This is a genomic window from Streptomyces sp. NPDC052114, from assembly GCF_040680155.1.
Classification (GTDB): domain Bacteria; phylum Actinomycetota; class Actinomycetes; order Streptomycetales; family Streptomycetaceae; genus Streptomyces.
In genome coordinates this window covers 113,818-137,599 of the sequence record NZ_JBFAWC010000008.1, presented here as the reverse complement: position 1 = coordinate 137,599, position 23,782 = coordinate 113,818, and the positions used below count along the sequence as shown (strand labels likewise).

19 protein-coding genes and 1 pseudogene are annotated in these 23,782 nt (G+C 74.5%); 13 read left to right on the top strand and 7 right to left on the bottom strand.

Features of this window, described 5'->3' with window-relative positions:
• Positions 1-15: 15 nt before the first annotated feature.
• The 5 genes and pseudogenes from AB0L89_RS19215 to AB0L89_RS19195 all read right to left on the bottom strand — a co-directional run bounded on the left by AB0L89_RS19215 (position 16) and on the right by AB0L89_RS19195 (position 4,458).
• Positions 16-852: a helix-turn-helix transcriptional regulator gene (locus tag AB0L89_RS19215; protein WP_365142251.1), complete on the bottom strand. Its 837-nt coding sequence runs from the start codon at positions 850-852 to the stop codon at positions 16-18.
• Between the two features lie 16 nt (positions 853-868).
• A pseudogene (locus AB0L89_RS19210) lies at positions 869-1,171 on the bottom strand (DUF6879 family protein); the annotation flags it as partial.
• A 200-nt stretch (positions 1,172-1,371) separates the two neighbouring features.
• Positions 1,372-2,589: a HAMP domain-containing sensor histidine kinase gene (locus AB0L89_RS19205; RefSeq protein WP_365142249.1), complete on the bottom strand. Its 1,218-nt coding sequence runs from the start codon at positions 2,587-2,589 to the stop codon at positions 1,372-1,374.
• Positions 2,582-4,144, bottom strand: coding sequence for a circadian clock protein KaiC (gene kaiC, locus AB0L89_RS19200; protein ID WP_365142247.1), 1,563 nt, complete (start codon positions 4,142-4,144; stop codon positions 2,582-2,584). The genes AB0L89_RS19205 and kaiC overlap by 8 nt, the downstream gene beginning before the upstream one ends.
• A complete protein-coding gene (locus AB0L89_RS19195; RefSeq protein WP_365142245.1) occupies positions 4,141-4,458 on the bottom strand; it encodes a circadian clock KaiB family protein in 318 nt (105 codons plus the stop codon). The genes kaiC and AB0L89_RS19195 overlap by 4 nt, the downstream gene beginning before the upstream one ends.
• 395 nt (positions 4,459-4,853) lie before the next feature.
• Between AB0L89_RS19195 and AB0L89_RS19190 the strand changes: the two genes are divergently transcribed.
• The 3 genes from AB0L89_RS19190 (at position 4,854) to AB0L89_RS19180 (ending at position 7,322) form a co-directional block, all read left to right on the top strand.
• The gene (locus tag AB0L89_RS19190) at positions 4,854-5,513 is read left to right on the top strand and encodes a response regulator transcription factor (RefSeq protein WP_365142243.1); all 660 of its coding nucleotides are present in this window, start codon (positions 4,854-4,856) and stop codon (positions 5,511-5,513) included.
• Positions 5,514-5,798: 285 nt separating this feature from the next.
• Positions 5,799-6,557, top strand: a complete 759-nt coding sequence (locus tag AB0L89_RS19185; protein WP_365142241.1) for a GAF and ANTAR domain-containing protein — start codon at positions 5,799-5,801, stop codon at positions 6,555-6,557.
• A gap of 66 nt (positions 6,558-6,623) precedes the next feature.
• Positions 6,624-7,322, top strand: a complete 699-nt coding sequence (locus AB0L89_RS19180; protein WP_365142239.1) for an ANTAR domain-containing protein — start codon at positions 6,624-6,626, stop codon at positions 7,320-7,322.
• Positions 7,323-7,326: 4 nt separating this feature from the next.
• Here AB0L89_RS19180 and AB0L89_RS19175 read toward each other — a convergent pair whose 3' ends face one another.
• The gene (locus AB0L89_RS19175) at positions 7,327-8,112 is read right to left on the bottom strand and encodes a hypothetical protein (RefSeq protein ID WP_365142237.1); all 786 of its coding nucleotides are present in this window, start codon (positions 8,110-8,112) and stop codon (positions 7,327-7,329) included.
• A gap of 314 nt (positions 8,113-8,426) precedes the next feature.
• Between AB0L89_RS19175 and AB0L89_RS19170 the strand changes: the two genes are divergently transcribed.
• Entirely contained in the window at positions 8,427-9,821 is a 1,395-nt protein-coding gene (locus AB0L89_RS19170; RefSeq protein WP_365142235.1) for a cytochrome P450, read from the top strand.
• On the opposite strand, the gene AB0L89_RS19165 is transcribed toward AB0L89_RS19170, so the two are convergent.
• On the bottom strand, positions 9,808-10,251 hold the full coding sequence (locus tag AB0L89_RS19165; RefSeq protein ID WP_365142233.1) for a PPOX class F420-dependent oxidoreductase: 444 nt from the start codon (positions 10,249-10,251) through the stop codon (positions 9,808-9,810). The genes AB0L89_RS19170 and AB0L89_RS19165 overlap by 14 nt on opposite strands.
• A 251-nt stretch (positions 10,252-10,502) precedes the next feature.
• Between AB0L89_RS19165 and AB0L89_RS19160 the strand changes: the two genes are divergently transcribed.
• The 9 genes from AB0L89_RS19160 (at position 10,503) to AB0L89_RS19120 (ending at position 23,764) form a co-directional block, all read left to right on the top strand.
• Positions 10,503-11,741, top strand: coding sequence for an MFS transporter (locus AB0L89_RS19160; protein ID WP_365142231.1), 1,239 nt, complete (start codon positions 10,503-10,505; stop codon positions 11,739-11,741).
• A 145-nt stretch (positions 11,742-11,886) separates the two neighbouring features.
• Positions 11,887-12,573 carry a snapalysin gene (gene snpA, locus AB0L89_RS19155; protein WP_365142229.1) on the top strand — a complete coding sequence of 229 codons (687 nt, stop codon included), beginning with the start codon at positions 11,887-11,889 and terminating at the stop codon, positions 12,571-12,573.
• Between the two features lie 87 nt (positions 12,574-12,660).
• Positions 12,661-14,631 carry a transglycosylase domain-containing protein gene (locus AB0L89_RS19150; protein WP_365142227.1) on the top strand — a complete coding sequence of 657 codons (1,971 nt, stop codon included), beginning with the start codon at positions 12,661-12,663 and terminating at the stop codon, positions 14,629-14,631.
• Positions 14,632-14,700: 69 nt separating this feature from the next.
• Positions 14,701-15,582, top strand: coding sequence for a MerR family transcriptional regulator (locus AB0L89_RS19145; RefSeq protein ID WP_365142225.1), 882 nt, complete (start codon positions 14,701-14,703; stop codon positions 15,580-15,582).
• 182 nt (positions 15,583-15,764) lie between these two features.
• The gene (locus AB0L89_RS19140) at positions 15,765-17,507 is read left to right on the top strand and encodes a trypsin-like peptidase domain-containing protein (protein ID WP_365142222.1); all 1,743 of its coding nucleotides are present in this window, start codon (positions 15,765-15,767) and stop codon (positions 17,505-17,507) included.
• Entirely contained in the window at positions 17,504-19,909 is a 2,406-nt protein-coding gene (locus AB0L89_RS19135; protein WP_365142220.1) for a tetratricopeptide repeat protein, read from the top strand. The genes AB0L89_RS19140 and AB0L89_RS19135 overlap by 4 nt, the downstream gene beginning before the upstream one ends.
• Complete coding sequence (locus AB0L89_RS19130; protein WP_365142218.1) at positions 19,858-21,297, top strand: vWA domain-containing protein; 1,440 nt, start codon at positions 19,858-19,860, stop codon at positions 21,295-21,297. Before AB0L89_RS19135 ends, AB0L89_RS19130 begins: the two co-directional genes overlap by 52 nt.
• Entirely contained in the window at positions 21,294-22,481 is a 1,188-nt protein-coding gene (locus AB0L89_RS19125; RefSeq protein ID WP_365142216.1) for a hypothetical protein, read from the top strand. Before AB0L89_RS19130 ends, AB0L89_RS19125 begins: the two co-directional genes overlap by 4 nt.
• On the top strand, positions 22,478-23,764 hold the full coding sequence (locus tag AB0L89_RS19120) for an extracellular solute-binding protein (RefSeq protein ID WP_365142214.1): 1,287 nt from the start codon (positions 22,478-22,480) through the stop codon (positions 23,762-23,764). Before AB0L89_RS19125 ends, AB0L89_RS19120 begins: the two co-directional genes overlap by 4 nt.
• The last annotated feature ends 18 nt before the right edge of the window (positions 23,765-23,782 follow it).

The window sequence follows — 23,782 nt, the reverse complement described above, 5'->3', positions numbered from 1 at the left end:
GATTCGCCGGGATGCTCAGGGCGCTTCCAGATGCGCTCGCGCGCGGGCCAGCACGCGGTGTGCGTGTGAACCGTAGACCGCGGAACCTGCCAACGTGTTCCACACCCGGCGGTAGAGGCTCGTGCTGTCGGAGTCGTCGAGCCAGAGTTCGGCATGCCAGTCCTCGACGATGGCGAGCCGGTCGTCGTAGAGCCAGAAGCCATTGGCCGGAGGCAGGGCAACCTCCCCGCCCAAGGGGACGATTCCGAGCTTCACCGTGTCCAGGCCGATCGCGCCCACGAGTCGGTCGAGTTGGGCGACGAGGACATGTCGGGGTGCGACACCGGCATGCAGGGCTGCCTCCCACATGACGATGTGGAAGGTCCGCCCGGGTCGGTAGAGCAGCTCCTGACGTTTCATGCGGGCGCGGACCGCCTCGTCGAGATCCTTCGGCGAGCGGTGGAGTTCGGCGTACCGGGCAAAGACATGGCGCGCGTAGTCGGGTGTCTGGAGCATCCCGACGACCATCGCGCCCTCCCACGCGCGCAACACCGTGGAGCGCTCGTACTCGACAGTGAGCGCGTCTTGAACGGGCCGGTGTCCGGCGCGCAGTTGGCGCCGCCAGGAACGTGAGTGGGATTCGATCCCCTGCAGCCTCGATGTGTGCTCCTCGGCGGCGGCAGGGTGCCCCGTCCCGGTCGCCCACGCCGCGAGGTCCTCCGGCGTCGGCGTCTGACGACCGGCTTCGAGTTTGGAGACCTTGGACTGGGGCCAGCCGAGCCGTTCGGCAAGGCTCCGCTGGGAGAGCCCGGCACGCAGTTCGCGAAGGCGCGCGCCCAGGGCTGCCCGGCCTTGCTGGTAGTCGGTGCTCACACGGTGAACGTACCTGCTACGCCTGGTCGTACGGGATGGCGTCGTGCTCGGCGGCTTCGGGGAGCCTGAGCTCTTCGGCCTCGCGGCGGGTGAGGACGTGGATGCGTTCACCTGCTTCCGCGTTCCTGCGGGCATTGTCGAGGAGATACAGCTGCCCTTCCGTGGGCGGGTCGTCGAGGATGCGTACGCGCTCGAAGCGCTTGCCCAGGGCCGTCTGCTCGCGGCGCTCAGTGCACCATGAGTCATCGAGGTCCCAGTCGACACGGCCCTCCGCGAGGAACTGACCGTACGTGTCCGTGGCTTCGTCCGAGGCGTAGCGTGCCGACTTTCCACAGCCGTCGAGTCATGGCGCTCCCCTCCATGATGAGCAGACGCTCGCACCGTAGCCCTCGACGAGGTGGACGCAAGTACGCAAACGCCCCGGGGCCGGGGTAGGGGATACCCAGTTCGATGCCCAGTTCGGAGCCCAGTTCGGAGCCCAGTTCGGAGCCCAGTTCGTGGGCGAGGGAGCCGGACACGTCACGGCCCCCCACCCCCCGCCGAGGCATCCGGTGCCGCCGTCGGCAGGCGTAGGTGGAAGCCCGCGTCAGGGTGGGGCGGAGGGACGTACCAGGCGTCGCCGGTGGCCGCGCGGGCCAGGTGGCGGACGATCCACAGGCCCAGGCCCGTGCCCTGCCCGGTCTGCGCCGGGGCCGCGCCGGGCGCGCGGCCGAAGCGCTGGAAGAGGCGCGGTACGGCGTCGGGCGGGACGCCGGGGCCCGCGTCGTGCACGCGGACGGTGAGGTGCCCGGCCGGCTCCGCGACCACGCGTATGCCGACGGGTGGGGCACCGTGGGTGAAGGCGTTCTCCAGGTAGTTGGCCAGCATCTCCCACAGGTCGCCGCGGTCCACGGACGCCACCAGGTCGGGCGGGCACGCCACGTCCACCTGGGGCGTGTCCTCCCCCAGCGCGCCGAGCAGTTCGAGGATGAACTCCAGGACGGGTACGGGTACGGGGGCGGACCGCGGGGCGGCGTGCGAGGCCTGCGCGTCGATCCTCACCGCCGTCAGGTGCTTGCGTACGAGGGCCTGGAGCCGCTCGGTGGTGTCGACGATGCGGTGCGCGATGTCCGCCCGCCGTGCCTCGGTCAGCCGCGCGCCCGCGTCCCGCAGGGTGTGCGCCAGCACGCCGATGGTGGCCAGCGGATTGCGCAGCTCGTGCGCGGTGACCGCGATCACGGTGTCCTGGCGTGCCAGCGCGGCCTCCAGGGCGGCCTGGGTCCGGCGCCGTTCGGTGACGTCCCGCAGCGTCGCGATGTGCAGGCGCTCGCCCAGCGCGTGCGTCGTCCTGACCCTCATCTCGGCCACGCGTCCCTGGCCCGACGGCAGGAGGATGTCGATCTCCGCCGCCCACCTGGCCGCGACCGGGAATCCGAAGGGGAGCTGGAGGAGTTCCGCCGCCGGGCGGCCGAACAGCGCGGCGGCGGCCGGGTTGCAGAGCCTGATGATCCCGTCGTCGTCGACCACGACGATCCCGTCGGGCGCCGCCGCCACGACCGCCTCGCCCGGGGAGCCCGGGGAGCCCGAGGAGCCCGGGGAGCCCGAGGAGTCCGGGTAGCCCGAGGAGTCCGGGTAGCCGTGCGCCACGACGTCCCGAGGCCGGCCCTGCCCGCCGCCCGAGGTGCGCCCGGCCCCGGCCCCGGCCTCCGACGGCTCACCCCTCGGAGCCGCGCCCGCCGGCCGGTCGCGGTCAGCCATCGGCATCCGGGCCGGGACTCTGCGCCTCCGACGAGCCCGACCGCTCCTCTTCCGCGGCCGGCGCGGGGGGCTGTGCCAGCCCCCCGGCGGGTGTGTAGGTCGCGCCGAGGACGTTGGAGAGGCCGCGCATCGGCCCGCCGATGTGCATGCCCGTGCCGTCGATCGCGAACTGCCGGATGGTGTGGTCGTGGACGGAGCCACGGGTCTGGAGCACGGTGATGCCGCGCTGGACCTCGCCCTCGGCCTCCACGTAGCGCAGCAGGATGGTCACGTCGGTGAGGCTCGCGACCTCCATCGCGATCGCCGGGTTGACGGTCGGCGTGACCCGGCCGGTGGGGGCCGAGGTGAGCAGCGTCGTGATCTCGTGGTGCCGCAGCACCGCACCCAGGGCGATGACGAAGTCGAGCAGCGCGCGGGAGCTGACGATCCGTTCGAGCGCGGAGAGCGTGTCGATGGCCACGCGGGAAGGGCGGAACTCCTCGATGACCCGCCTGATCCTCAGGAAGTGGTCCTCGGGCGAGGCCACTTCGGGGTATTCGGACACGACATGCAGCAGGCCCGAGGCCTCCATCGCCTCCAGGTCGAGCCCCCAGCTCGCGGCGTTGCGCCCGAGCTGCTCGCGCGTCTCGTCGAAGGTCTGGAGCAGACAGCGCTCACCGGCGTCGACGGCGGCGGCCGCGAAGAACAGGCTCGTGAGCGTCTTGCCGGTGCCGGTGGGGCCGGTGAGCAGCACGATCGAGTCCCGGAAGAAGCCGCCTCCGCACATGGCGTCCAGGCCCTCGTTGCCGCTGGAGACGCGCTCGCTCGACGCGCGCTCGCGGGGCTGGAGGAAGGCGAGGGGCATGATCACGATGCCCTCGTGCGGGCCGATGGTGAACAGCCACTCGCCGGTGCGGTGGCCGGTGCCGCGGAACTTGATGATCTCGACGGTCCTGCGGCGCCGCTCGGCCCGCAGGACGTTGCGCAGGATGATGACGTTGTCCAGGACGAACTCCTCGACGCCGAAGCGCGAGACGCTGTTGTACTCCTCGGGCCGCTCCGCGGTGACCACGGTGGTCACGCCGAGCACGTCGAGCGCCGAGACGATCCGGAACAGTTCGTGGCGGATGATGCCGGAGTCGGCCAGGCTGGAGAAGACCGCGCCGAGCGAGTCGAGCGCGACGCGCCGGGCGCCGATCCTGCGCGTCGCGTGGGCGATCCGTGCCGCCAGGGCGCCCAGGTCGTACGCGCCGACCGTCGACGCCTCCACGGCGATGTCCGCCGAGGCGTCGACGAACACCCACTTCCCTTCGGCCTCCCACTCCATGATCGGAAAGCCCAGCGAGGCGACGTTGGTCCGGATGTCGTCGGGGTCCTCCTCGAAGGTGACGAACACCCCCGGATCCTGCTGGTTCTGCACCCCTCGCGCCAGGAACTCGATGGCGAACAGGGTCTTGCCGCTGCCCGTCGTCCCGGCCACCAGTGTCGAGCGCCCGGCGGGCAGTCCGCCCAGCGCGATCTGGTCGAACCCGTTGATGCCGGTGGGGATCCGCTCGATCCCGTCGGTGCCAGTCATCGTCCCCGCCTCTTCTGGGGCAGTTCGCCCGAGTCAGGGAGACCGAGCGCGAGAGCGGCGCGGTGCTCGTCGGACAGGTCCCCGATGACGCGCCGCTGCGGCAGCGGAGAGAGCCTGATGACCGTGGGGGTCGCCAGGATGCGGTTCTCCTCCGCCTGTTCGGGCTGCTCCACGACATCGATGACGGTGAGCTCGTAGCCGTCGTCCAGCCGCGCCGCGCACAGCTTTCGCAGGTTCGACCGCGCGGCGTCGGAACGTTCCGTCGCTCCGGCCACGAAAAGCGTGAAGGCGTACCTGCCCGGATCGCGGCTCATCGGCGGTACCGGTCCGTACGGGGCGGCCCCGGCAACGCCGCTACGGGCGCGGACCCATGACAAGTTTCCGGATCGTCGTCGCTGCGCATCGCGAGGCCTCCGCAGTATGGCTGCTCCCCTTCACGCTACGGAGCGTTCATGGCACCGGCCAGAGCCGTTTCCGGATACGCCGGTACGCCAAGTACGCCGGTACGCCGGTACGCCGGTACGCCGGTACGCCGGTACGCCGGTACGCCGGTACGCCGGTACGCCAAGTACACCTGTACGCCGGTACGCCGGTACGCCGGTACACGGGTCCCCTCGCCGGTCCCCTCGTCGATACGGGATACGCCGGGGCCCCGCGTCGCTACGATCGGAGGACAGGCCGAGCACGGGGCCGTCCCCGGGGATTTCCCATGATCCGAGTCCTTGTCGTCGAAGACCAGCGGGCGATGGCTGGCGCGCTGGAGATCGCGATCGGAGCCCAGCCCGACCTCGTGTGCGTGGGGGCGGTGGGCACGGTCGAGGAGGCCGTTCCGCTCGTCGCCGAACTCGGCCCCGACGTGGTGCTGATGGACGTTCACCTGCCCGGCGCCGACGGCATCGAGGGGACCCGCAGGATCAGGGCCGACCATCCGCGCACCCGGGTCCTCCTGCTCACCGCGGACGCCCGGCCCCGCCAGCTGGTGGCCGCCGCCTCGGCGGGAGCCGCCGGATTCATCGCCAAGGACAGCGCGTTCCCCGCCGTCCTCGCGGCCATCCGGGCCCCGGCCGAGGGGCCGATGTACATCGAGCAGTCCACCCTGGACCTGGTCGTCTCGGCGCTCGGCCCGCTGCTGGACGGCTCGCCGCCGGGCCCGCGCTACGACGACCGGGCCGGGCTCACCGCCCGGGAGCGGGAGGTCCTCCAGCTGATGGGCCAAGGGCTCGGCCCGCGGGCCATAGCCGAGCGGCTCGTGGTGAGCCCGCACACCGCACGCGGTCACGTGAAGCGCGTCATGGCGAAGCTCGGCGCGCACAGTCAGCTGGAGGCGGTCGTCATCGCCGCCCGGTCCGGTCTGCTGCGGGAGCGGTGAGCGGACCGGCCCGGCCTGCCGCGGGAGCGCTGAGCTGATCGGCGGATGAGCGCGGGCCGTGTGACGCGCACGCCCCGAGACAGCCCATTCGGGCCGTTCCATCAGCTCACTTGGGTCCTGTCACGGGCCGCGCGCTCCCCCTAGCGTTTCGGTACGGGGCCGATGGCCGCTCCCCCCCGTACCCGTGTGCGGGACCCGCCACGCGGCCCCGGCCCACGGTGCGGAACGCCCCGCCCGGACATCGCACCGTCCCCGCCGACCGCTTGCCGAGCAGAGGTGATCGCCATGTCACAGCCAGAGCGGGACGAGCGGCTGACACGGGCCTTCCTGGAGCTGGCCGACACCATGGTGGACGGCTTCCACCTGGTCGACTTCCTGCACGTCATGACCGATCACGTCGTCGGTCTGCTGGACGTGGCGGCGGCCGGGGTCGTCATGGTCGACGCGCGGGGGCAGCTGGTGGACGTCACCGCCTCCACCCACTCCGCCCAGCGACTGGAGGAAGTACAGCTGCAGTTCGACGAGGGCCCGTCCCGGGAGTGCTGCACGCGGCACGAGAGCGTCGGCCCCGTGGACCTGACCCGGCCCGCGGCCGCCGGGCGCTGGCCGCACTTCACCGAGGCGGCCCGCACCGCCCGGTTCGCCGCGGTCGCCGCGCTGCCCCTGCGGCTGCGCGAGGAGACCATCGGCGCCCTGAACCTCTTCCACGTCCGCCCCCACGCGCTGCGCTCCGCCGACCTGCGCCTGGCCCAGGCCCTGGCCGACGCCGCGACGATCGGCATCCTGCACCAGCGTCTCGCCCGCGACCGGGCCGAACGCGTCGCCCAGTTGCAGACGGCGCTCAACAGCCGGATCGTGATCGAACAGGCCAAGGGAGTCCTCGTCGCCCGCCTGCGCATCGCGCCCGACGCGGCGTTCGCCCTGCTCCGTGCCCATGCGCGGTCCCATCGGAGTTCGCTGAGCCTGCTGTGCGCCCAGGTCGTCCAGGGCACCACGGACGCCGCGTCGATCGCCGCGCCCCCGGGCGCCTCGCGCCGCCCATGACACCCGGCGCCCGCCGCGGGTCGCGGTACCGCGCGCACCGCTCTCCTCTGCCAAGGAGGCCCCGCAGTGCCCGCAGCCGTCCCCGACCTTCCCAGGCTCCTCGCCGAGGCCACCACGGCCGGGCGGGGCCTCACGGCCCTGTCGCCGACCGCGTGCGCGTCGGCACTCGGGCTCGACGGACTCGCCATCTCCCTGCTCAGCGGGTCCGGACTCGAACTGGTCTGGCACGACCCCGCCGACGCGGTCGGCCTCGCCTTCGAGGACCTCCAGTACACCCTCGGCGAAGGCCCCACCCACGACGCCACCGACACCGGCGAGACCGTCGTCGTGCCCGACCTGCGCGCCCTGCCCAAGGCCCGGTGGCCCGCCCTGGTACCCGCCGTGCGCGGCCTGCCGATCCGCGCCGTGCACTCCCTGCCGCTGCAACTGGGCACCATCCGGCTCGGCGCCCTCACCGGTCACCGCGCCACGGCCGCGCGGCCCACTCCGGAAGGGATGGCCGACGCCCTCGCGCTCGCCGACGTCGCCACCCTCATCCTCCTCACCCCCGAAGGCGCCGACGACATGGCCGGCGACGGCCCGCCGCCCCTGCACCGCGCCCTGGTCCACCAGGCGGCCGGCTTCCTCACCGTCCGGCTCGGCATCCCCATCGACCAGGCCCTGGTCCGGCTGCGCGCCTACGCCTTCACGCACGACCGCCCGATCCTCGACGTGGCGCACGACGTCGTCCACCGTCGGTCGTGCCTGGGCGGCGCGGCGACGTGAGGGATCAGTGGCGGATGCGGACGCCGTGCCGGGTGCGCATGCGGCGCAGTTCCCACAGGGCAACCGCCGTCACGGTCACCGGGCCGCCGAGGACCGCGGACCACTGCGCGAGCGGCGGGCCGTGCGGCAGTCCGCCGTCCAGCGCCACGCTGCAGAGCATCAGCTCCCAGACGAGTACGACGGTCAGGAAGGCCGGGAGCGCGGCGTGCACGTTCGAGGTGTTGAAGGCGTAACGGGCGGCGTAGGCCGAGGAGAAGAGGAGGAAGGGCAGCAGCCAGATCAGGCCGATGAGCAGCGCCAGCGCCACGAGGCCGTTCAGGAGCGTGCCGTAGTTCTGCTTCAGGAGCAGGGCGCTGCCGACCAGGGCGAGGACGACGCCGGCCAGGATGCCGACCCACCAGCCCACCGCCTTGAGCGGGGCGCGCAGCCGGGAGCGGAGCAGGGGGCGCTGCTCGGCGGGGGCGTACCGGATGAAGCCGAGGACGGCCAGGGGCCCGGTCAGGATGAGCAGCAGCGGGGCGAGGATCATCTTCACGACACCGTCGTTGGCGACGCCGCTCCAGCCGTCGTCCGCGCCGTAGGCATAGACGAGGGAGAAACTGGCGACCGCGCCGATGACCGCGCGCCACAGCTGCACCCGGGACACGACCGGGTCGACGACGCGGCCCTCGCCCGGCTGGTTGAAGATCGCCTCCGCGCGGCGGCGGGCGGACCGGATCACCGGGACGAGCGGCGAGACGAACCAGAACGCGCAGCCGGACCGGGTCCGTCGCACGGGCTGCGGCGGCATCGGATACGGGTACGGCCGCGGTGGCGGCGGACCGTACGGATGCGGCCCGCCGCCCTGCGGCGGTACGGGGGGATGCGGCCCGCCGCCCTGCGGCGGCGGTGCGTACGGATGCGGGTCCCCGCCGTGCGGCGGAACGTTCCCCTGCGGGCCCCAGCCCTGGTATCCCCCGTGCGCCACCGTTCTCCCTCGTCCTTCGATCCGCCGTCGGGCGCGCGCAGTTTACTGGCCGAAAGCGGTGGGCGAGGGGCGGGGACGCGCGAGACGCTGGGGGTGGCGGGGTCCGGGTGAGGCTTCGGCCGTGAGGAGGGTGCGACATGCGGATTCCTGGGCCCGAGCCTCGGGAGGACGGCGGGGTGGGGGCCATCTCCGAGGCCGGGGGGCTGCACCTCTATCAGCGGTGGCTGCACGAGCGGTTCGGGCCCGTCGTGCGGTTCCAGCTGCCGGGGGCGGGGACGGCCGTCTCCGTGGCCGATCCCGTACTCCTTGAGGACATCGTCCATGTCGACGAGCGGCCCGCGGAGTTGTTCGCGTTCCTCTCGCCGTTGTGCGAGGCCGGGAACCTCCAGGTCCTGCCCGGCGACGAACACGAGCCCTGGCGCCGCCTGTTGCTGGAGGTGTTCGCCGGACGGCCCTCCCACGAACGGCACTTCGCGCGATTCGTCGCGCTCGTCGGGGAGCTCGCCGATCGGTGGGGCCGGCAGAGCGGGCGCGCACCCGTCGCGTTGCAGAAGGATCTGACCTCGCTGTCCCTGCGGATGATCTGCGCGTACGCCCTGGGGGACGGCGCGGGCGACAGCGGTGACGGCGGTGACGGCGGTGACGGCGAGGGTGTTCCGGTGGACGCCGAGGCCGTCGTGTCCTCCTTCGAGACCGTGCTCACCGAGTACCTGGGGCAGGGCGGGAACGCCACCCCGCGGGCCGCGGAGGCCCTCGCGTACCTGCGCGCCACCGTCGACCGCGTCGTCTCCGCCCACCGGGCCTCGGGGCGGACCGACCGGAGCGACCTGATCGGCGCCCTCGTCGAGGCAGGCGAGACGCCCGCCCGGATCCGGGACACCGTCATGGTGACGATGCTCGCCGCCCACCACACGACCGGAGTCGCCGTCTCCTGGGCGCTGCACCTGCTCGGAGAGCACCCCGACGTCGCCGATCGCGTCACCGAGGAGCTGGACCGCGTCCTCGGCGGGCGCGCCGCGCCCGACTACGCCGACCTGCGCCACCTCACGTACCTGGACCAGGTCCTGAAGGAGTCGATGCGGATCTGTCCGCCGGGTCCGTACGGCGCGCGTGAGACCACGGAGGCGGTGACGCTCGGACCGTACGAGATCCCGGCCGGGACCCCGCTCTTCCTGCCGTTCTGGGCCGTCCACATGAACCCCGGACACTGGCCGGAGCCCGAGAGGTTCGACCCCGGGCGGTTCGCGCCGGACGCCGTGGCGAAGCGGCCGCGCCTCGCGCACATCCCCTTCGGCTTCGGGCCGCGCGCCTGCGAGGGCGCCCGGCTCGCCACCGTCGAGGCGCTGCTCGTCCTCGCCGTCCTGCTCAAGCGCTTCCGCTTCCGGCCCGTCCCCGGGCACGAGGTGACGCCCGTCGAGCGGTTCGTGCTCTGGGCGGCCGACGACATCCTCATGGACGTCACCGAGCGGGACGGAGCCGGGCCGGGCGGCGACGGGCCGGGCGCCGACGGGCGGGGTGTCAGTCCCGCGTGATCCGCTGGCCGTACACGTGGTCCACCGTCATCGTCATCAACACCCGGCGGTCGGCCACCATCACCGCGCGGTACTCGTCCCAGTCCGGGTGCTCACCCGCCGCCGTGCGGTAGTAGCGCACCAGTTCCGCCACCTCGGGGCCGTCCGGGTCGGTGCCCGGCCCCGTGAGGGTCGCGGTGCCCTCGGCCGTCGCCCACGACCCGCCGTCCGCGCTGGTGACCTCCAGCGTGGCCCGCGGGTCGCGGCGCAGGTTCGCCGTCTTGGCCCGGCCCTCGGTCATCGACACGTACAGGAGCCCGGCCTCCCGGTCGTAATAGGGCAGGACGGGCGAGAGCTGCGGGCGGCCGTCCGCCTTGATCGTGGCGAGGACGCCGAGGCGGCTCTCCGCGAGGAGCGTGCGCGGGTCGAACGGCATCGGGGTGGCGGTCACGGGCGGGCCTCCGGGGCTCGGGACGGGCGGGGGCGTTGCAGGTGGCGCGGGATCGTTCGTCGATCCCACGGCGTCGTGGGTCCGTTCGGCGATCCCACGGTGGCGCGAGCTGTTCCAACGCCGGTGCCCCGCCCCGCATTCCGCCCCGACCCCGCGCCTATGCTTCGCGCGGACCGCGCCGCACCGGCGGCTCCACGGAACACGCGACGGCACCACGGCAACAGGCGACAAAAGACGGCAACAGGGGGATCATGAGCACCGCGGAGACCACCACCGGGCGGACGCCCTCCCCGGCCCCCCGCTCCCCGCTCCGCACCCCCGCCTTCCGCCGCTTCGCCCTGGCCCAGCTCATCTCCGCCACCGGCTCCGCGATGGCCCCGCTCGCCCTCGCGTACGCGGTGATCGGCGCGGGCGGCGGGGCCGGCGCGCTCGGTGTCGTGCTCGCCGCCAACACCGTGCCGACCGTCGTCTTCCTGCTCGTCGGCGGCGTCCTGGCCGACCGGATCTCCCGCAGCGCGCTGCTGTTCCGGGGGCATCTTCTCGCCGCGGCCGCGCAGGGCGCCCTGGCCCTGGTGGTGGCCGGCGGGCACGCGGGCACCGGCGCGATCGCCGCCTGCGGCTTCGTCTCCGGCATCGCGGTGGCCCTCACCACGCCCGCCGCGCAGGGCGTCGTGCCCCAACTCGTCGCGCCGGAGCACCTCCAGCAGGCCAACGCGCTGCTGCGGCTGCCGGTCAACGCGGTCAAGGTGGTCGGGCCCGTCGTCGGCGGCCTGATCGTCGCGGTCGGCGGGCCCGCGTGGGCGCTCGGCCTGGACGCGCTCACCTTCGTCGCCGCCGCCCTGCTGCTGCTCGGCCTGCGGCTCGACGCGCCGGTGAGCCGGGGCAGTGCGCTCGCCGACCTGCGGGCCGGGTGGACGGGGTTCTGGTCGCGCACCTGGCTGTGGACGTACACGGCCGCGGGCACCGTGCTCGTCGCCGCCTGGCTCGCGGGCTATCAGCTCCTCGGTCCCGTCGTCACCGAGGAGCGCTACGCGGGCGCCCGCACCTGGGGGCTGATCCAGGGCGCCTTCTCGCTGGGGCTGCTCGCGGGCACCGTGGTGTGCCTGCGGTGGAAGCCCCGCAGGCTGCTCGCCGTGGCCGTCGTCGCGAGCGCCGGGCTCGCGCTGCCGCTGGCCGGGCTGGCGCTCGGACTGCCGCTGCCCTGGCTGCTGCTGTGCACCGTGCTCGCGGGCATCACCCTGGACATCGCCGCCGTCACCTGGGTGACGGCCTTCCAACAGGAGATCCCCGAGGCCGAGTTGGGGCGCATGAGCTCCTTCAACCAGGTCGGCGAGCGGCTCGCGATCCCGCTCGGCTATCTCGTCGTCGCGCTCGTCTCGCCGGTGTTCAGCGACCGTTCCGTGCTCCTGGTCTGCGCGGGGATCATCGTGGTCGCCTGCGCGCTCAACCTCTGCGTACGGGACGTGCACCGCGTGAAAAGGCTGCCGTGACGGGCAAGCCGCGGACCCCACGGGCCACTTGATGCCCTCGCGCTATCGCCGAATGGCATCGGCGCAAACACGCCCCGCGCTCCCGATACTCGTCCCGACCGGAGGCCGCACCCGCAGGCCTCCATCCCGGAAGGGACACACCCCCATGAACAGATCCAGGACCAGCCTCGCCGCCGCTCTCGGCGCGGCCGCCCTCGTGGCCTCGCTCGCCGCCGCCCCCACGGCGTTCGCGGCCCCCGCCCCGGCGCCCGACTCCGTCAAGCCCGCCGCGACGCACGCGACGTCGTCGTACGTGGGCTCGGCCGAGGAGGAGGCCGCCAACCGGCAGTTCTTCGAGGCCGTCATGAAGTCGGCCCTGAAGAAGCAGGCCGAGAAGCCCGGCATCCAGGTCGTCACCGTCACCTACAACACCAGCCGGGCGCCCAGCTTCCGCAGCCAGATAGCCCAGAGCACGCAGATATGGAACTCCTCGGTCAGCAACGTGAAGCTGCAGGAGACCAGCTCGACCGGTAACTTCCAGTACCGCGAGGGCAATGACTCGCGCGGCTCGTACGCCTCCACCGACGGGCACGGCCGCGGCTACATCTTCCTGGACTACCGGCAGAACCAGCAGTACAACTCCACCCGTGTGACGGCGCACGAGACCGGCCACGTGCTCGGTCTGCCCGACCACTACTCGGGCCCGTGCAGCGAGCTGATGTCGGGCGGCGGCCCCGGCACGTCCTGCACCAACGCCTACCCCAACGCCCAGGAGCGCCAGCGGGTCAACGCCCTCTGGGCCAACGGGTTCGCCACCCTCAAGGACAAGGGCGCGCTGACGAAGGTCCGCTGACTCCACCGCTCCTCCCCGAGCGGACTGTTACGTACCGATAACAGCCTCCCGGCCAACCCGGCCGCGCGCGGCGCGCTCTCCTCCGGCATGGGGACACACACGCAGGGGAAGAGTCCGCGTCGCCGCGGCCGGCGGCACCCGGCCGGCCGGCGCGGGCAGCGCCGCCGCTTCGTCGACTACCCGCGCGCCGGCCGTTCCGGCGTCCGCCGCTGGCTCCCGTCCTGGCGCCAACTCCTCGGCACGACCGCACTGTTCGCCGCCGCATTCGCCGGGCTCTTCGTCTGCGTGTACGTCAGCGTGGACATCCCCGACGAGAACGAGGCGGCCCGCCGCGAGGCCAACGTGTACTACTGGTCCGACGGCACCCAGATGGTGAGCACCGGCGAGGTCAACCGGCAGAACGTCGAGCTGGACCAGATCGCCCCCGCCGCCGTCGACGCGGTGATCGCCGCCGAGAACGAGACGTTCTACGAGGACTCCGGGGTCTCCCCCAAGGGCCTGGCCCGCGCCGTCGTGAACATGGCCCGCGGCCAGGAGACCCAGGGCGGCTCCACCATCACCCAGCAGTACGTGAAGAACACCTACCTCTCGCAGGACCAGACGGTCACGCGGAAGGTCAAGGAGTTCGTCATCGCGCTGAAGGTGGACCGCGTGAAGAGCAAGGACGAGATCCTCAAGGGGTACCTCAACACCAGCTGGTTCGGGCGCGGCGCCAACGGCATCGAGGCCGCCGCCCACGCCTACTACGGCATCCCCGCCAAGGACCTGGACCCCGGCCAGGGCGCCCTGCTGGCCGCCGTCCTGAAGGGCGCCGAGCAGTACGACCCCTCGATCAGCCGCGCCAACCACGAGCGGGCGCGCGGGCGCTGGGCGTGGATCCTGGACCGGCAGGTCGACGTCGGCCTGATGACGGAGAAGGAACGGGCGAAGTACCGCGTCTTCCCCGAGCCGCGCAAGCAGTCGCGCTCCACCAGCCTGGGCGGCCAGACCGGCTACCTCGTCGACGTCGCCAACCGGTACGTCAAGCTGCACACGGGCCTCACCGACGAGGAGTTGGCGCGCGGCGGGTACCAGATCCACACCACCTTCGACCGGGTCCAGGTGCGCCGCATGGAGCGCGCCGTGCGCCGCGTCCTGGCCCGCGACCTCGACCCGAAGGAGCGGGCGGCCGACCGGCACGTCCAGGTCGGCGCCGCGTCCGTGCGGCCCTCCGACGGCGCGGTCGTGGCGCTGTACGGCGGCCGTGACGCCACCGAGCACTTCACCAACAACGCCGACACGTCCGGCGTCCCCGTGGGCTCCGCGTTCAAGCCGTTCGTGCTGGCCGCCGCGCTGGAGCACGGGGTGTCCGTGCGGGGTCCCGGCTTCACCGCGGCGGATCTCAAGGGCCGTGTGCCCGGCGTGCGCGAGAGCGTCCTCGCCGACAGCCGCTACGCCGCCGACGGCACCCTGCGCGTGGCCGCGGGCTCCCCCGACCCCGACCGTCCCACGCTCGCCGAGGCCCTGGTGTCCGGCGGCAACGCCACCTACGTACGCCTGGGCAAGGACGTGGGCCGGGACAAGGTCCGCGCGACGGCCGTCGCCGCCGGGCTGCTGCGCCAGAGCATGGCCCCGCTGGAGCCGACGTTCTCCATCGGCACCTCGACGCCCAGCGCGATCCGGATGGCCACCGCCTACGGCACCTTCGCGGCCGACGGCCTGCGGCGCGACCCCTACTCGGTGACCAAGGTCGTCAAGGACGGCGAGACCCTGCCCGGCCTCGCCCCGTCCGCGTCCCGGCGCGCGCTGGACCCGCAGGTGGCCCAGGAGGTCACCCGCGCCCTGCGCGCGGGCGGCAAGCGCGTCGGCGCGGACGCCGCGGTGGGCCGCACCGGCGACCAGGACCGCCTCAGGTCGGCGTGGTTCACCGCCTTCACCAAGGACCTGTCGACGGCGGTGACCCTGTTCCGCGTGAAGCCCGACGAGCCGCAGCTGCTGCCGCTGTCCGGGGTCGGCGGCAAGAAGTCCGGGCGCGGGAACGTCCTCCCGCCGCGGATCTGGCAGGAGTACCGGCGCTGACCGGCGCACGCGGTTGACCTTGCCCCTGGGACAGACCCCACCGTCTGCGTCACCGGGCCGCCCGGCCCGGTGACGGAGGATGACCCCGTGAACGTGGAACACGACGACCTGCTGTCCATCGGCGCGTTCGCCGCCCGCGCGCGGCTCTCGCCCAAGGCGCTGCGGCTGTACGACCGGCTCGGTCTGCTGGCGCCCGCGCACGTCGACGAGGCGAGCGGCTACCGCTACTACCGGCCCTGCCAGGTCGAGCGGGCCCGCACGGTCGCGCTGCTGCGCCGCCTGGACATGCCGCTGGCGGCCATCGCCGACGTCGTCGCGCTCGACGGGGAGCGGGCCGCGCGCTCGCTCGACGGCTACTGGGCCGGGGTCGAGGAGCGCTTCGCGGAACAGCGGACGCTCGCGCGGTACCTCCGTGGCCGACTTTCGGGAAGGAACGCCGAGTTGTACGCGACATTCGAGGTGAAGACCGTGGACGTGCCCGAGCGGTACGTCATCAGCGAGACCAGGCACGTGCGGGCGGGCGAGCTGCCCGCCTGGATCGCGGGCTCCGCGGAGCGTCTGGAGGGGGCGGCGCGGGAGTGCGGCGGGATGCCCGGCGCGCACTACGTCGTCTACCACTCCGAGGTGACCGAGGAGAGCGACGGGCCCGCCGAGTCGTGCGTGCCGGTCGCCGACGCGGCGGCGGCCCGCGCGTGGGCCCAGGAGCGGGGGCGCACGGCGGACGTCACGGTCCGCGTGGAGCCCGCGCACCGGCTGGCGTACACCAGGATCACCAAGGCACAGGTGTCGTACCCGCAGATCATCGCGGCGTTCGACGCGGTGGAGGCCTGGGTGTCCGAGCAGGGGCTCACCGTCACGGGGCCGTGCCGCGAGGTGTACTTCGCGGACTGGACCCGGACGGGGCCCGAGGACGAGGTGTGCGACGTGGCGTTCCCCGTCTCGACGGCGTGAGGGAAGGCGCCCCCGGGGCGTGAGCGACGGCCCGGCACGGAGGGGGGCTCCGGACGCGGAGTCCCCCCACTACCTCCCCATGCAGCGCAGGCGTCATACCCCTCCCCCGCACCTATCCTGGGCAAGCAAGGAGGAGGCTGCGGGGGGCTGCCGAAGCTGCGGACGGGGGCGTCGACTCTCCGATGGACCATTCCAGTTGGCGGGTGCGGCTGCGGCGATGGGCGGCGTCCGGAAGCGGCGACGTCCTGGGCGCCGGGGTGCTGTTCGGCACCGACCGCGTGCTCACCTGCGCCCATGTCGTCCGCGACCCGGCCACGGGCCGCCGCCCCGACCGCGTCCAGGTCGAGTTCCCGCTGCTGCAGGGCCTGACCCGCACCCCGCACCGCACCGCGACCGTCGCGGCCGGGCACTGGGTGCCGCCCTTCGGCAAGGCACAGGGCGACCTCGCGGTGCTCGTCCTGGACGAACCCGCGCCCGTCCCCTCGACCGTCACCCTGCACCGCACGCTCGACTACCGGGGCGCCCTCGTCCTCGTCGACGGCTTCCCCGAGCACCAGTCGGGCGGCCAGTGGCTCACCGGCGCGTGCCGGGGGCCCGGCGGCGAGGGCGACGAGCGGGTGCAGATCGACCTCACCGGGGCGGGCGCGGACGCGGACTCCGGGCAGCTGCTGCGCGGCGGGTTCAGCGGGGCGGGCGTGCGGGAGGAGGGCACCGACCGGATCCTCGGCATCCTGGCGCAGGCCGACGAGCGGGGCGAGCGCGGCTACATGATCCCGGCGGCCACCGTCGCCAAGTACTTCCGCCACTTCGCCGAGCGGTACGTGACCGGGCCGCACGCCATCCCCGGCCACCGCGTCGTCTCGGCGGACGCCGCCCGCACCGCCCGCCCGCACGGCCTGCAGCGCACCGTCACCCGCTGGCTGAACGGCGACGCGGACGCCTGGGACACCGAGATCCTCTTCGTGCCCGAGGACGACGAGCGGGCCCGCCAGGCGCTGTACGTCGTCCTGAACATGGCCGACCGCGAACAGTCGCCCCAACTCGCGGTCCAGCCGGTCGAGTTGACCGGCCAGGGCGACTCGCTGCTGTCCCGCGCCGGCATCGCGCCCCGGGTCGGCAGCATCGGCCTCGTCCTGGACCTGGAGGGCGCGGCGCTCGACGACCCCGCCCAGCCGGAACTGCGCGAGGCGCTCGCCGTCCTGCGGCACGAACTGCGGCACGCCCCGGGCCGGCGGACCGCGCCGCCGGGCCGTCCCGCGGTCGCCGTCCTCTACGCCGACCGCTCGGCCACCGAACCGGCCGCGGCGACCCGGATCCTGCGCGAACTGGCCGATTCCGGGGCGCGGTTGCTGGTCGTGGTGCGCGACAGCTCCCACGGCTTCTCCTACGCCGCGGCGGAGCGGCTGCTGCCCGCCGACCGGGCCGCGCAGTGGCTGCAGCGGCTCGGCAACCGCGTGGACGCCCTCGCCGACACCGAGCGGCGCGCCCGGCGCCTCTTCCACCGCGTGGAGCCGCACGTCGTGGACCCGCCGCTCGCCACCGGGTACGCGGCGCGGGCCGCGCTGTGGACGGTGCAGCTCAGCAACGAACTGCGGCCGCAGAGCGGACGCAGCGGGCCACGCTTCCTGGAGAAGCTCTCGTACGCCGAACAGGCCGTGGACACCTACCTGTTGCGGGCCGAGCGGGCCGAGGACGAGCTGCGCGGGGTGCTCGACGAGCATCTGCGGCTGCGCGGGCTGCTCCGCGACCATCTGGCGCGGCTCGCCCGGCGGGGCCTGGCCGAGCACCCCGACGCGGTCGGCCCCTACCGCGAGGCGCAGCGGCTCCTGATGACCGGGCCGTGCCCGCTGGCCGACGCCGAGCGGGCCGTGGAGGCCTTCGCGCGGGTGGTGCGACGCCTGGCCGAGCCGGACGGCGCCGCATGACGGCCGCCGCCTGCCCGCACCCCGGCTGCGCGGGCACCCTCACGCCCACCGGGTACTGCCTGGCCAGCGGGGAGCCCGTCGACCCGGCCACCGGACGGCACTCGGCGGTGGTCCCGGCCGGACCGGCGGCCGCCCGCGAGCCCGGCTCCGGCCCGCCGCCGCCCGCCACCGCGGCGGAGTCCTCCTCCCAGCACTGGATCGTCGGCCCGGGCGCCGCCGCGCCCCCGCCGCGCCCCGCCCGCGTCGCCCTCCCGCCGGAGCACCCCGACCCCACGGTCCTGCCCGCGATCACCCTCCTGGACCGGGCCGACGGCCCCGGCGACGGGCGCGCCGACGCGTCCAAGGAGCAGGACGGACTGCCCCTGCCGCCGGGCACGCTGCTCGCCGGGCAGTACCGCCTGGTGCGACCGCTCGGCTACGGCGGGATGGGCGAGGTCTGCCTCGCGCACGACACCCAGGTCGACGACCGGGCCGTCGCCGTGAAGATGCTGCACGCGGAGCTCGCCGCGGACTCGTACAGCCTGCTCAGGGGCGAGCGGAAGGAGCTCGTCGAGCTCAACCACGACGGTTTCATCCGGGTGTTCAACTACGGCCACCACACCGGCGTCGGGGACTTCCTCGTCCTTCAGTACGTCGACGGGCCCAACCTGGAGGAGGTGCGGGTCCGCGCCCAGGAGTGCCCCGAGGAGTTCGGCCACGCGCGCTGGTGGGAGTTCGTGCTCGCGTACGGCGTGCGGATCCTCGCCGCACTCGCGTATCTGCACGCGCCCGAACGCGGCAAGGTGTACGGCGACCTGAAGCCGCCGAACGTCATGCACGACGGCTCCACCACCAAGCTCATCGACGTCGGCAGCGTGCGCCGCGCGGGCGCGCCCGGCCTCACCACCGCCCTCTACCGCGCCCCCGGCGTCGGCGACCGCGGCGAGTCCGGGCCGCAGGACGACCTGTTCAGCCTCGGCGAGACCCTGCGCGTGCTCAGCGGCATCGGCGCGCACCGCCACGACCTGGCCGACCTCGCCTCGCTCGACCGGCTCGACGACGCGGCGGCCGGCCACCGCGGCCTCGGCCCGGTCTCCCTGGCCCGCGCCCTGCGCCGCGCCACCCGCACCCGGCGCGCCGACCGCTACGCCACCGCCCGCGAGATGGACGACCAACTGCGCGGCGTCTTCCGCGAGTTGCGGTCCCTGCGGACCGGCGAGGAGACCTTCGAGCCGTCACCGCTGTTCCGGCAGTCCGCGCACGCCCTGGACGGCGGGCTCGGCGCCGCCCCCGACCTCGCGCACTGGGCCGCCCCGCCGTCCGCGCCCCGCCACCTCGCGCCCGACCCGCCCGAGGTCGCCCGGCGGCTGCCCGTGCCCTTCCCCGACCCGGACGACGACCACCACGACGAGCTCAGCAGGCTCAGCGACGACGACCCCGAGGCGCTGCTCCAGCACACCCGTGACTGGCGGGACTCCCCCGAAGTGCATCTGCTGCGCTGCCGGCTGCGGCTGCGCCTTGCGGCCCGCTCGGACGGCGAGGCGCTCCTGGACGCCGAGACCGCGCTCGCGCTCGCCGAGCGCGACATAGGGCCCGCCCTCGCCCCCCACGACTGGCGGCTCGACTGGCACCGGGGCCTGCTCGCGCTCGCCCGGTCCCGGGTGACCGCGGCCCGCGGCCACTTCGACCGGGTCTACGGCGCGATCCCCGGCGAGTACGCACCCAAACTGGCCCTCGGCTACTGCGCGGAGCGCCTGGACCGGCGGCACGAGGCCCTGACGTTCTACGAGGCGGTGCGGCTGCGCAACCCGACGCTGGGCAGCGCGGCGTTCGGCGCCGCCCGCGCCCGGCTCGCCCTCGGCGGACCCGACGCCCGCACCGCCGCCATCGCCGCGCTCGACGCGGTGCCCCAGTACTCCCAGCACCGCACCGCCGCCCGCACCGCCGCCGTGCGCATCCGCGTCGACCACGCGCGCGACGCCGAGGGCCTGGCCGGCGCGGTGCGCGCCCTGGCCGCGCTCTTCGACGCGCACGGCCTGACCGACGACCAGTCCCGGCTGCGGATGAAGGCCGAGGTGTGGGGCACGGCCCACCGCCTGCTCGGCGCGGACGGCGGCGCGCCCGGCCTGACCGCCGCCGAACTGAAGGCCGTCGCCGCGCAGGCCGACCCGCTGCTCGCGTTCCCCGGCGACGAGCGGTCGTTGCGCGAGGACCTGTCCCGCTTCTACCGGCGCCTCGCCCACCAGGCGGCCCGCGACGCCCCGGCCGACGGCGGCGCCGGCACACCTCCGCTCGCCGAACTGCTCCTGGACCGCGCCTACGCGGTACGCCCCCTCGCACTCCGGCACTCCTCATCCGGCAAGGACCTCTCATGGCTGGGCAAGAAGATCAGGACATGGACGCCTCGGTCGCTCTGGAGGTGAGCCAGGTCGTCGAGCTGCCCCGGCCCCGCACGACGGGCACCGAGGAGGCGGCGCGGATGTACGCCGTCCTCACGGTGACCGTCCGCAGGCGGGGCGCGGGGCACGCCGCGCCCGCCGCCACCGTGCCCGACCCCGGCCCCCGCGCACCGCGGCCCCGGCTCGCCGAGGTCCTGCTCATCGACCACTCCTCCTCGATGGTGCTGCCGCCGAGCCGGCTCGCCGCCGCCCGCGCCGCCGCCGTCAGCGCGCTGGCCCGCATCCCCGACGGCGCGCTGTTCGCGCTGGTCGCCGGGGGCGACAGGGCCGCCATGATCTATCCGCGGCGGCCCGGACTCGCCGTCGCGCACGCCGAGTCGCGGGCCGCGGCGGGCGCCGCGCTGCACGACTGCACACCGGGCGGCGGCACCGCGATGGGCACCTGGCTGGAGCGCGCCCGGCACCTCTTCCGCGACCTGCCCGCCCACGGCGACGGCGGCTACGTACGCCACGCGCTGCTGCTCACCGACGGCAGGAACGAACCCGGGTACGAGACGCGGGAGGAGCTGCGTGAGCGCGTCGAGCGGTGCGCGCGCGCCTTCGAGTGCGACGTCGTCGGCATCGGCGACGCCTGGGAGACCGAGGAACTCCTCTTGATCGCGGGCGCGTTGGGCGGCCGCACCCGGGCCGTGTCGGACCTGACGCGGCTCCCCGACGAACTGGCCGAGCTCACCGGGCGGGCCGCCGAGCGCGACGTCACCGGGCTGCGGCTGCGGCTCCACCACCGCGCCGGGGTGCGCCCGCACTCCTTCGAGCAGGTCCATCCGACGCGGGCCGCGCTCACCCCGGACCGCGCCGACCTGTCGGGGGTCGGGACGGGGGCGGGCGGGCCCGTCCACGAGTACGACCTGGGGCCGTGCGGCGCGGAGACCCGCGCCTACCTGCTGTGCGTCGGCGTGCCCTACGACCCCGCCCAGCTGGGCAAACAGCTCCTGCTCACGGAGATCGAGGTCGACGCGGACCCGCCCGTGGACGTACGGCTTCCCACGCCGCAGCCCGTGCTGGTGCGCTGGACCGACGACGCCGACCTCTACAGCCGTCTGGACCCCCAGGTCGCCCACTACCGGCACGAGGAGGAGCTGCACCGCACCTTCGAGGAGGCCTGCGCGGAGCTGAAGCGGGGCCGGCGCGCACCGGCCGAGGCGCTCCTCGGGCAGGCCTGGCGGCTGGCCGCCGACGCGGGCGACACGGCGATGCAGGACCACCTGCGCCGCCTCGTCCGCGTCCGCGACGCCGCCCGCGGCGAGGTGCAACTCCTGGACCGCATCGCGAAGTTCGACGTCAAGGCGGCCCGCGTCCAGTCGAGCATGACGGTCCTGCCCGCGCCCCGCCGCCCCGGCGACCCCCGGTGAAGGCGCCCCGGTGGGCCGCGCGGGCCGTCCGGTCCCTGCGCGAGCGCGGGCGCGCGGCGGCGCGCGCGCTGGGGCGGCACCTGTGGCCCGCCCCGCTCGCCGCACGGCCGCGCAACCGCGTCTACCTGCGGGAACGCATGATCGCGCTGCCGCTGCTCGCCGTCGTCGCGACCGCGTCGTTCGGCTGGGCGTACGCCGAGGTGCGCGGAGGCTCCGCGGCGCTGCGGGACAGCTACGCGCCCGCGCTCGGGGACCTGGCCGACGCCCGGATGTCGCTGCGCATCGCCGACCGCGAGGCCGGACGGAGCCTGCGCGCCGGGGAGTCAGTGCGGCTCAGCGGGATCGGCAAGCGGTACCGCGTCCGCACCACGCGGGCCACCCAGAGCCTCAACCAGGTCGCCCGCAGCGGCGCCCTGACCACCGCCGAGCGCCAGGAGCTCGACGTGGTCTCCGGGCTCGTCGCCGACTACGGCACCTGGATCGCCTTCGCGCAGAACAACGCGGGCGACCCGCCGCTGCGGGACGCCGGACTCTCGTACGCCCGCAGCATGCTCTGCTCGACCCCGGAGAAGGGCGAACGGACCGACGCCGGCTATCCGCCCTGCGCGGACGGGCCCGGCGCCGACGGCGCGTCCGACGCCGTCGTGGACCGCATCTCCACGCTGGAGGACCACCTGCGCGGCCGGCTCGCCGACCGGGCGGCGCTCGGCGGCCGGGTGCTCGCCGCGGGCGCTCTCGCCGCCCTCGCCCTCGGCCTCCTCGGCTGCGGTCTGTGGCGCACCCAGATCTTCCTCCGCCACCGCCTGCGACTGCCCGTCAGCCTGCCCCTGCTCGCCGCCGCGCTGGCGCTGCTCGCCGTGCCGCTCCTGACAACCGACGCCGTGCTCGCCCACCGGGCGCAGCAGCGGGTGGTGACGACGGCCGGCGACCTGTCGCACCGGACGTCCCCGTCGGCCGAGTCGGCCGCCGAGGACAAGCCCTTCGCCGCGCCGGAACACCCGCTGATCGCCTCCCTCGACGACGACATCGCCGACGACCTGGCCGGCGGCCGCGTCTCCTGGCTGGACGGGGTCGCGCCGTGGGTGGCGCCGGCCGGGCTGTTCGGCGCGGCCCTGATCTACGCCGCGCTGCACGGCTACCGCCGCGAGTACGTCCTCATCTCCCGCTCCGGAGCCGCCGTATGACCCGAAGCCGCCGCACCCGCCGCCGCCCGGTCCTGCGCACCCTCCTCGCCGCCTGTCTGCTGGCCGCCACCGCCGGTGCCTGCGCGGACGGGCGCGAGGAGACGCTCGTCGTCCTCGGCCCCTGGACGGGCGCCGAGGGCGAGGCGTTCGAGACGATGCTGCACCGCCTCGACGACGGCACCGGGAAGACGTACACGTACCAGGGCACCCGCTCGCTGCGCGAGACGCTCGTCGCGCAGCTGGAGGCGGGCGACCCGCCGGACGTGGCGGTCCTCAACAGCGTCGGCGAGCTCACCGAGTACGCGCGCGCCGGCCGGCTGCGCCCCCTCGACACGGCGTCCGCCGCCCGCGCCTACCCGCCCTGGGCGCCCTCCCTCGTCGTCGACGGCCTGCGCCGCACCTACTGGGTGCCGCTGAAGGTCGACCTCAAGAGCCTGGTGTGGAGCAAGGAGGGGCAGCCGGCCGCCGACCCCGAGTGGTGCGTGGGCCTCGCCTCGCAGGCCACGTCCGGCTGGCCCGGCACCGACTGGATCGAGGACATCCTGCTCCACCGGTCCGGTCCGGACGTGTACACGGAATGGGCCACCGGCCGGCTCGGCTGGCAGGACGAGAAGGGGCCGGTCCGCGAGGCGTGGCGGACCTGGGCGCGGCTGCTGGGCGCGCGCGGCAAGGACTCCGTCGACCGGTCCCTGACCACCGGCTACCTCGGCACCCCGCACGGCGCCGAACGCGGGCTCCTGCGCTCCCTGAAGGGCTGCACGCACGAGCACCAGAGCGCCTTCATCCGCTACGTGTACGCCGACGCCCGGGTCCGCGTCGATCCGTCGGCGGGCTTCCTCGGCGGCCGGGCCGCCTACGACGACGCCTACGAGGTGTCGGGCGACATGGCCGCCGTGTTCAGCGACGACCCGGCGGCCCGCACCCTCGTGCGCCGGCTGTCGGGCACCAGGGCCCGCGAGCTGTGGCGGGACGAGGCCGAGCCCGCGCTGCGGCCGTTCTTCCCCGACGCGGCCGACCCCCAGCCGCGGGACCCGACGGGCCGGCGCATCGCGCGGATCCTCACCGAGCAGGCCCGCACGCTCTGCTTCGACGCCTCGGACGTGATGCCGCCGGTCCTGCGCGACGCGTTCCACCGCGCCGTCCTGGAGTACTTCAGGAACCCGACGGACGACCGGCTCGACACGCTCCTGGCGCAGCTGGACACCGTGCGCCTCCAGGCCGCGAAGGACGCGGGCCCCGGCCGGCCGCCGCGCTCGGGGGTCTGCGCGCCGCCCGGCGGCTGAGCCGCCGGGCCCGGCGGT

What these genes read in the sequence shown, in the direction of transcription:
- AB0L89_RS19160 (WP_365142231.1), top strand. Translation starts at nt 10,503, where the DNA reads ATGAGCACCGCGGAGACCACCACCGGGCGGACGCCCTCCCCGGCCCCC.
- AB0L89_RS19185 (WP_365142241.1), top strand. Translation starts at nt 5,799, where the DNA reads ATGTCACAGCCAGAGCGGGACGAGCGGCTGACACGGGCCTTCCTGGAG.
- AB0L89_RS19130 (WP_365142218.1), top strand. Translation starts at nt 19,858, where the DNA reads ATGGCTGGGCAAGAAGATCAGGACATGGACGCCTCGGTCGCTCTGGAG.
- AB0L89_RS19140 (WP_365142222.1), top strand. Translation starts at nt 15,765, where the DNA reads ATGGACCATTCCAGTTGGCGGGTGCGGCTGCGGCGATGGGCGGCGTCC.
- AB0L89_RS19195 (WP_365142245.1), bottom strand. Translation starts at nt 4,458, where the DNA reads ATGAGCCGCGATCCGGGCAGGTACGCCTTCACGCTTTTCGTGGCCGGA.
- AB0L89_RS19135 (WP_365142220.1), top strand. Translation starts at nt 17,504, where the DNA reads ATGACGGCCGCCGCCTGCCCGCACCCCGGCTGCGCGGGCACCCTCACG.
- AB0L89_RS19205 (WP_365142249.1), bottom strand. Translation starts at nt 2,589, where the DNA reads ATGGCTGACCGCGACCGGCCGGCGGGCGCGGCTCCGAGGGGTGAGCCG.
- AB0L89_RS19170 (WP_365142235.1), top strand. Translation starts at nt 8,427, where the DNA reads ATGCGGATTCCTGGGCCCGAGCCTCGGGAGGACGGCGGGGTGGGGGCC.
- snpA (WP_365142229.1), top strand. Translation starts at nt 11,887, where the DNA reads ATGAACAGATCCAGGACCAGCCTCGCCGCCGCTCTCGGCGCGGCCGCC.
- AB0L89_RS19190 (WP_365142243.1), top strand. Translation starts at nt 4,854, where the DNA reads ATGATCCGAGTCCTTGTCGTCGAAGACCAGCGGGCGATGGCTGGCGCG.
- AB0L89_RS19175 (WP_365142237.1), bottom strand. Translation starts at nt 8,112, where the DNA reads ATGCCGCCGCAGCCCGTGCGACGGACCCGGTCCGGCTGCGCGTTCTGG.
- kaiC (WP_365142247.1), bottom strand. Translation starts at nt 4,144, where the DNA reads ATGACTGGCACCGACGGGATCGAGCGGATCCCCACCGGCATCAACGGG.
- AB0L89_RS19150 (WP_365142227.1), top strand. Translation starts at nt 12,661, where the DNA reads ATGGGGACACACACGCAGGGGAAGAGTCCGCGTCGCCGCGGCCGGCGG.
- AB0L89_RS19120 (WP_365142214.1), top strand. Translation starts at nt 22,478, where the DNA reads ATGACCCGAAGCCGCCGCACCCGCCGCCGCCCGGTCCTGCGCACCCTC.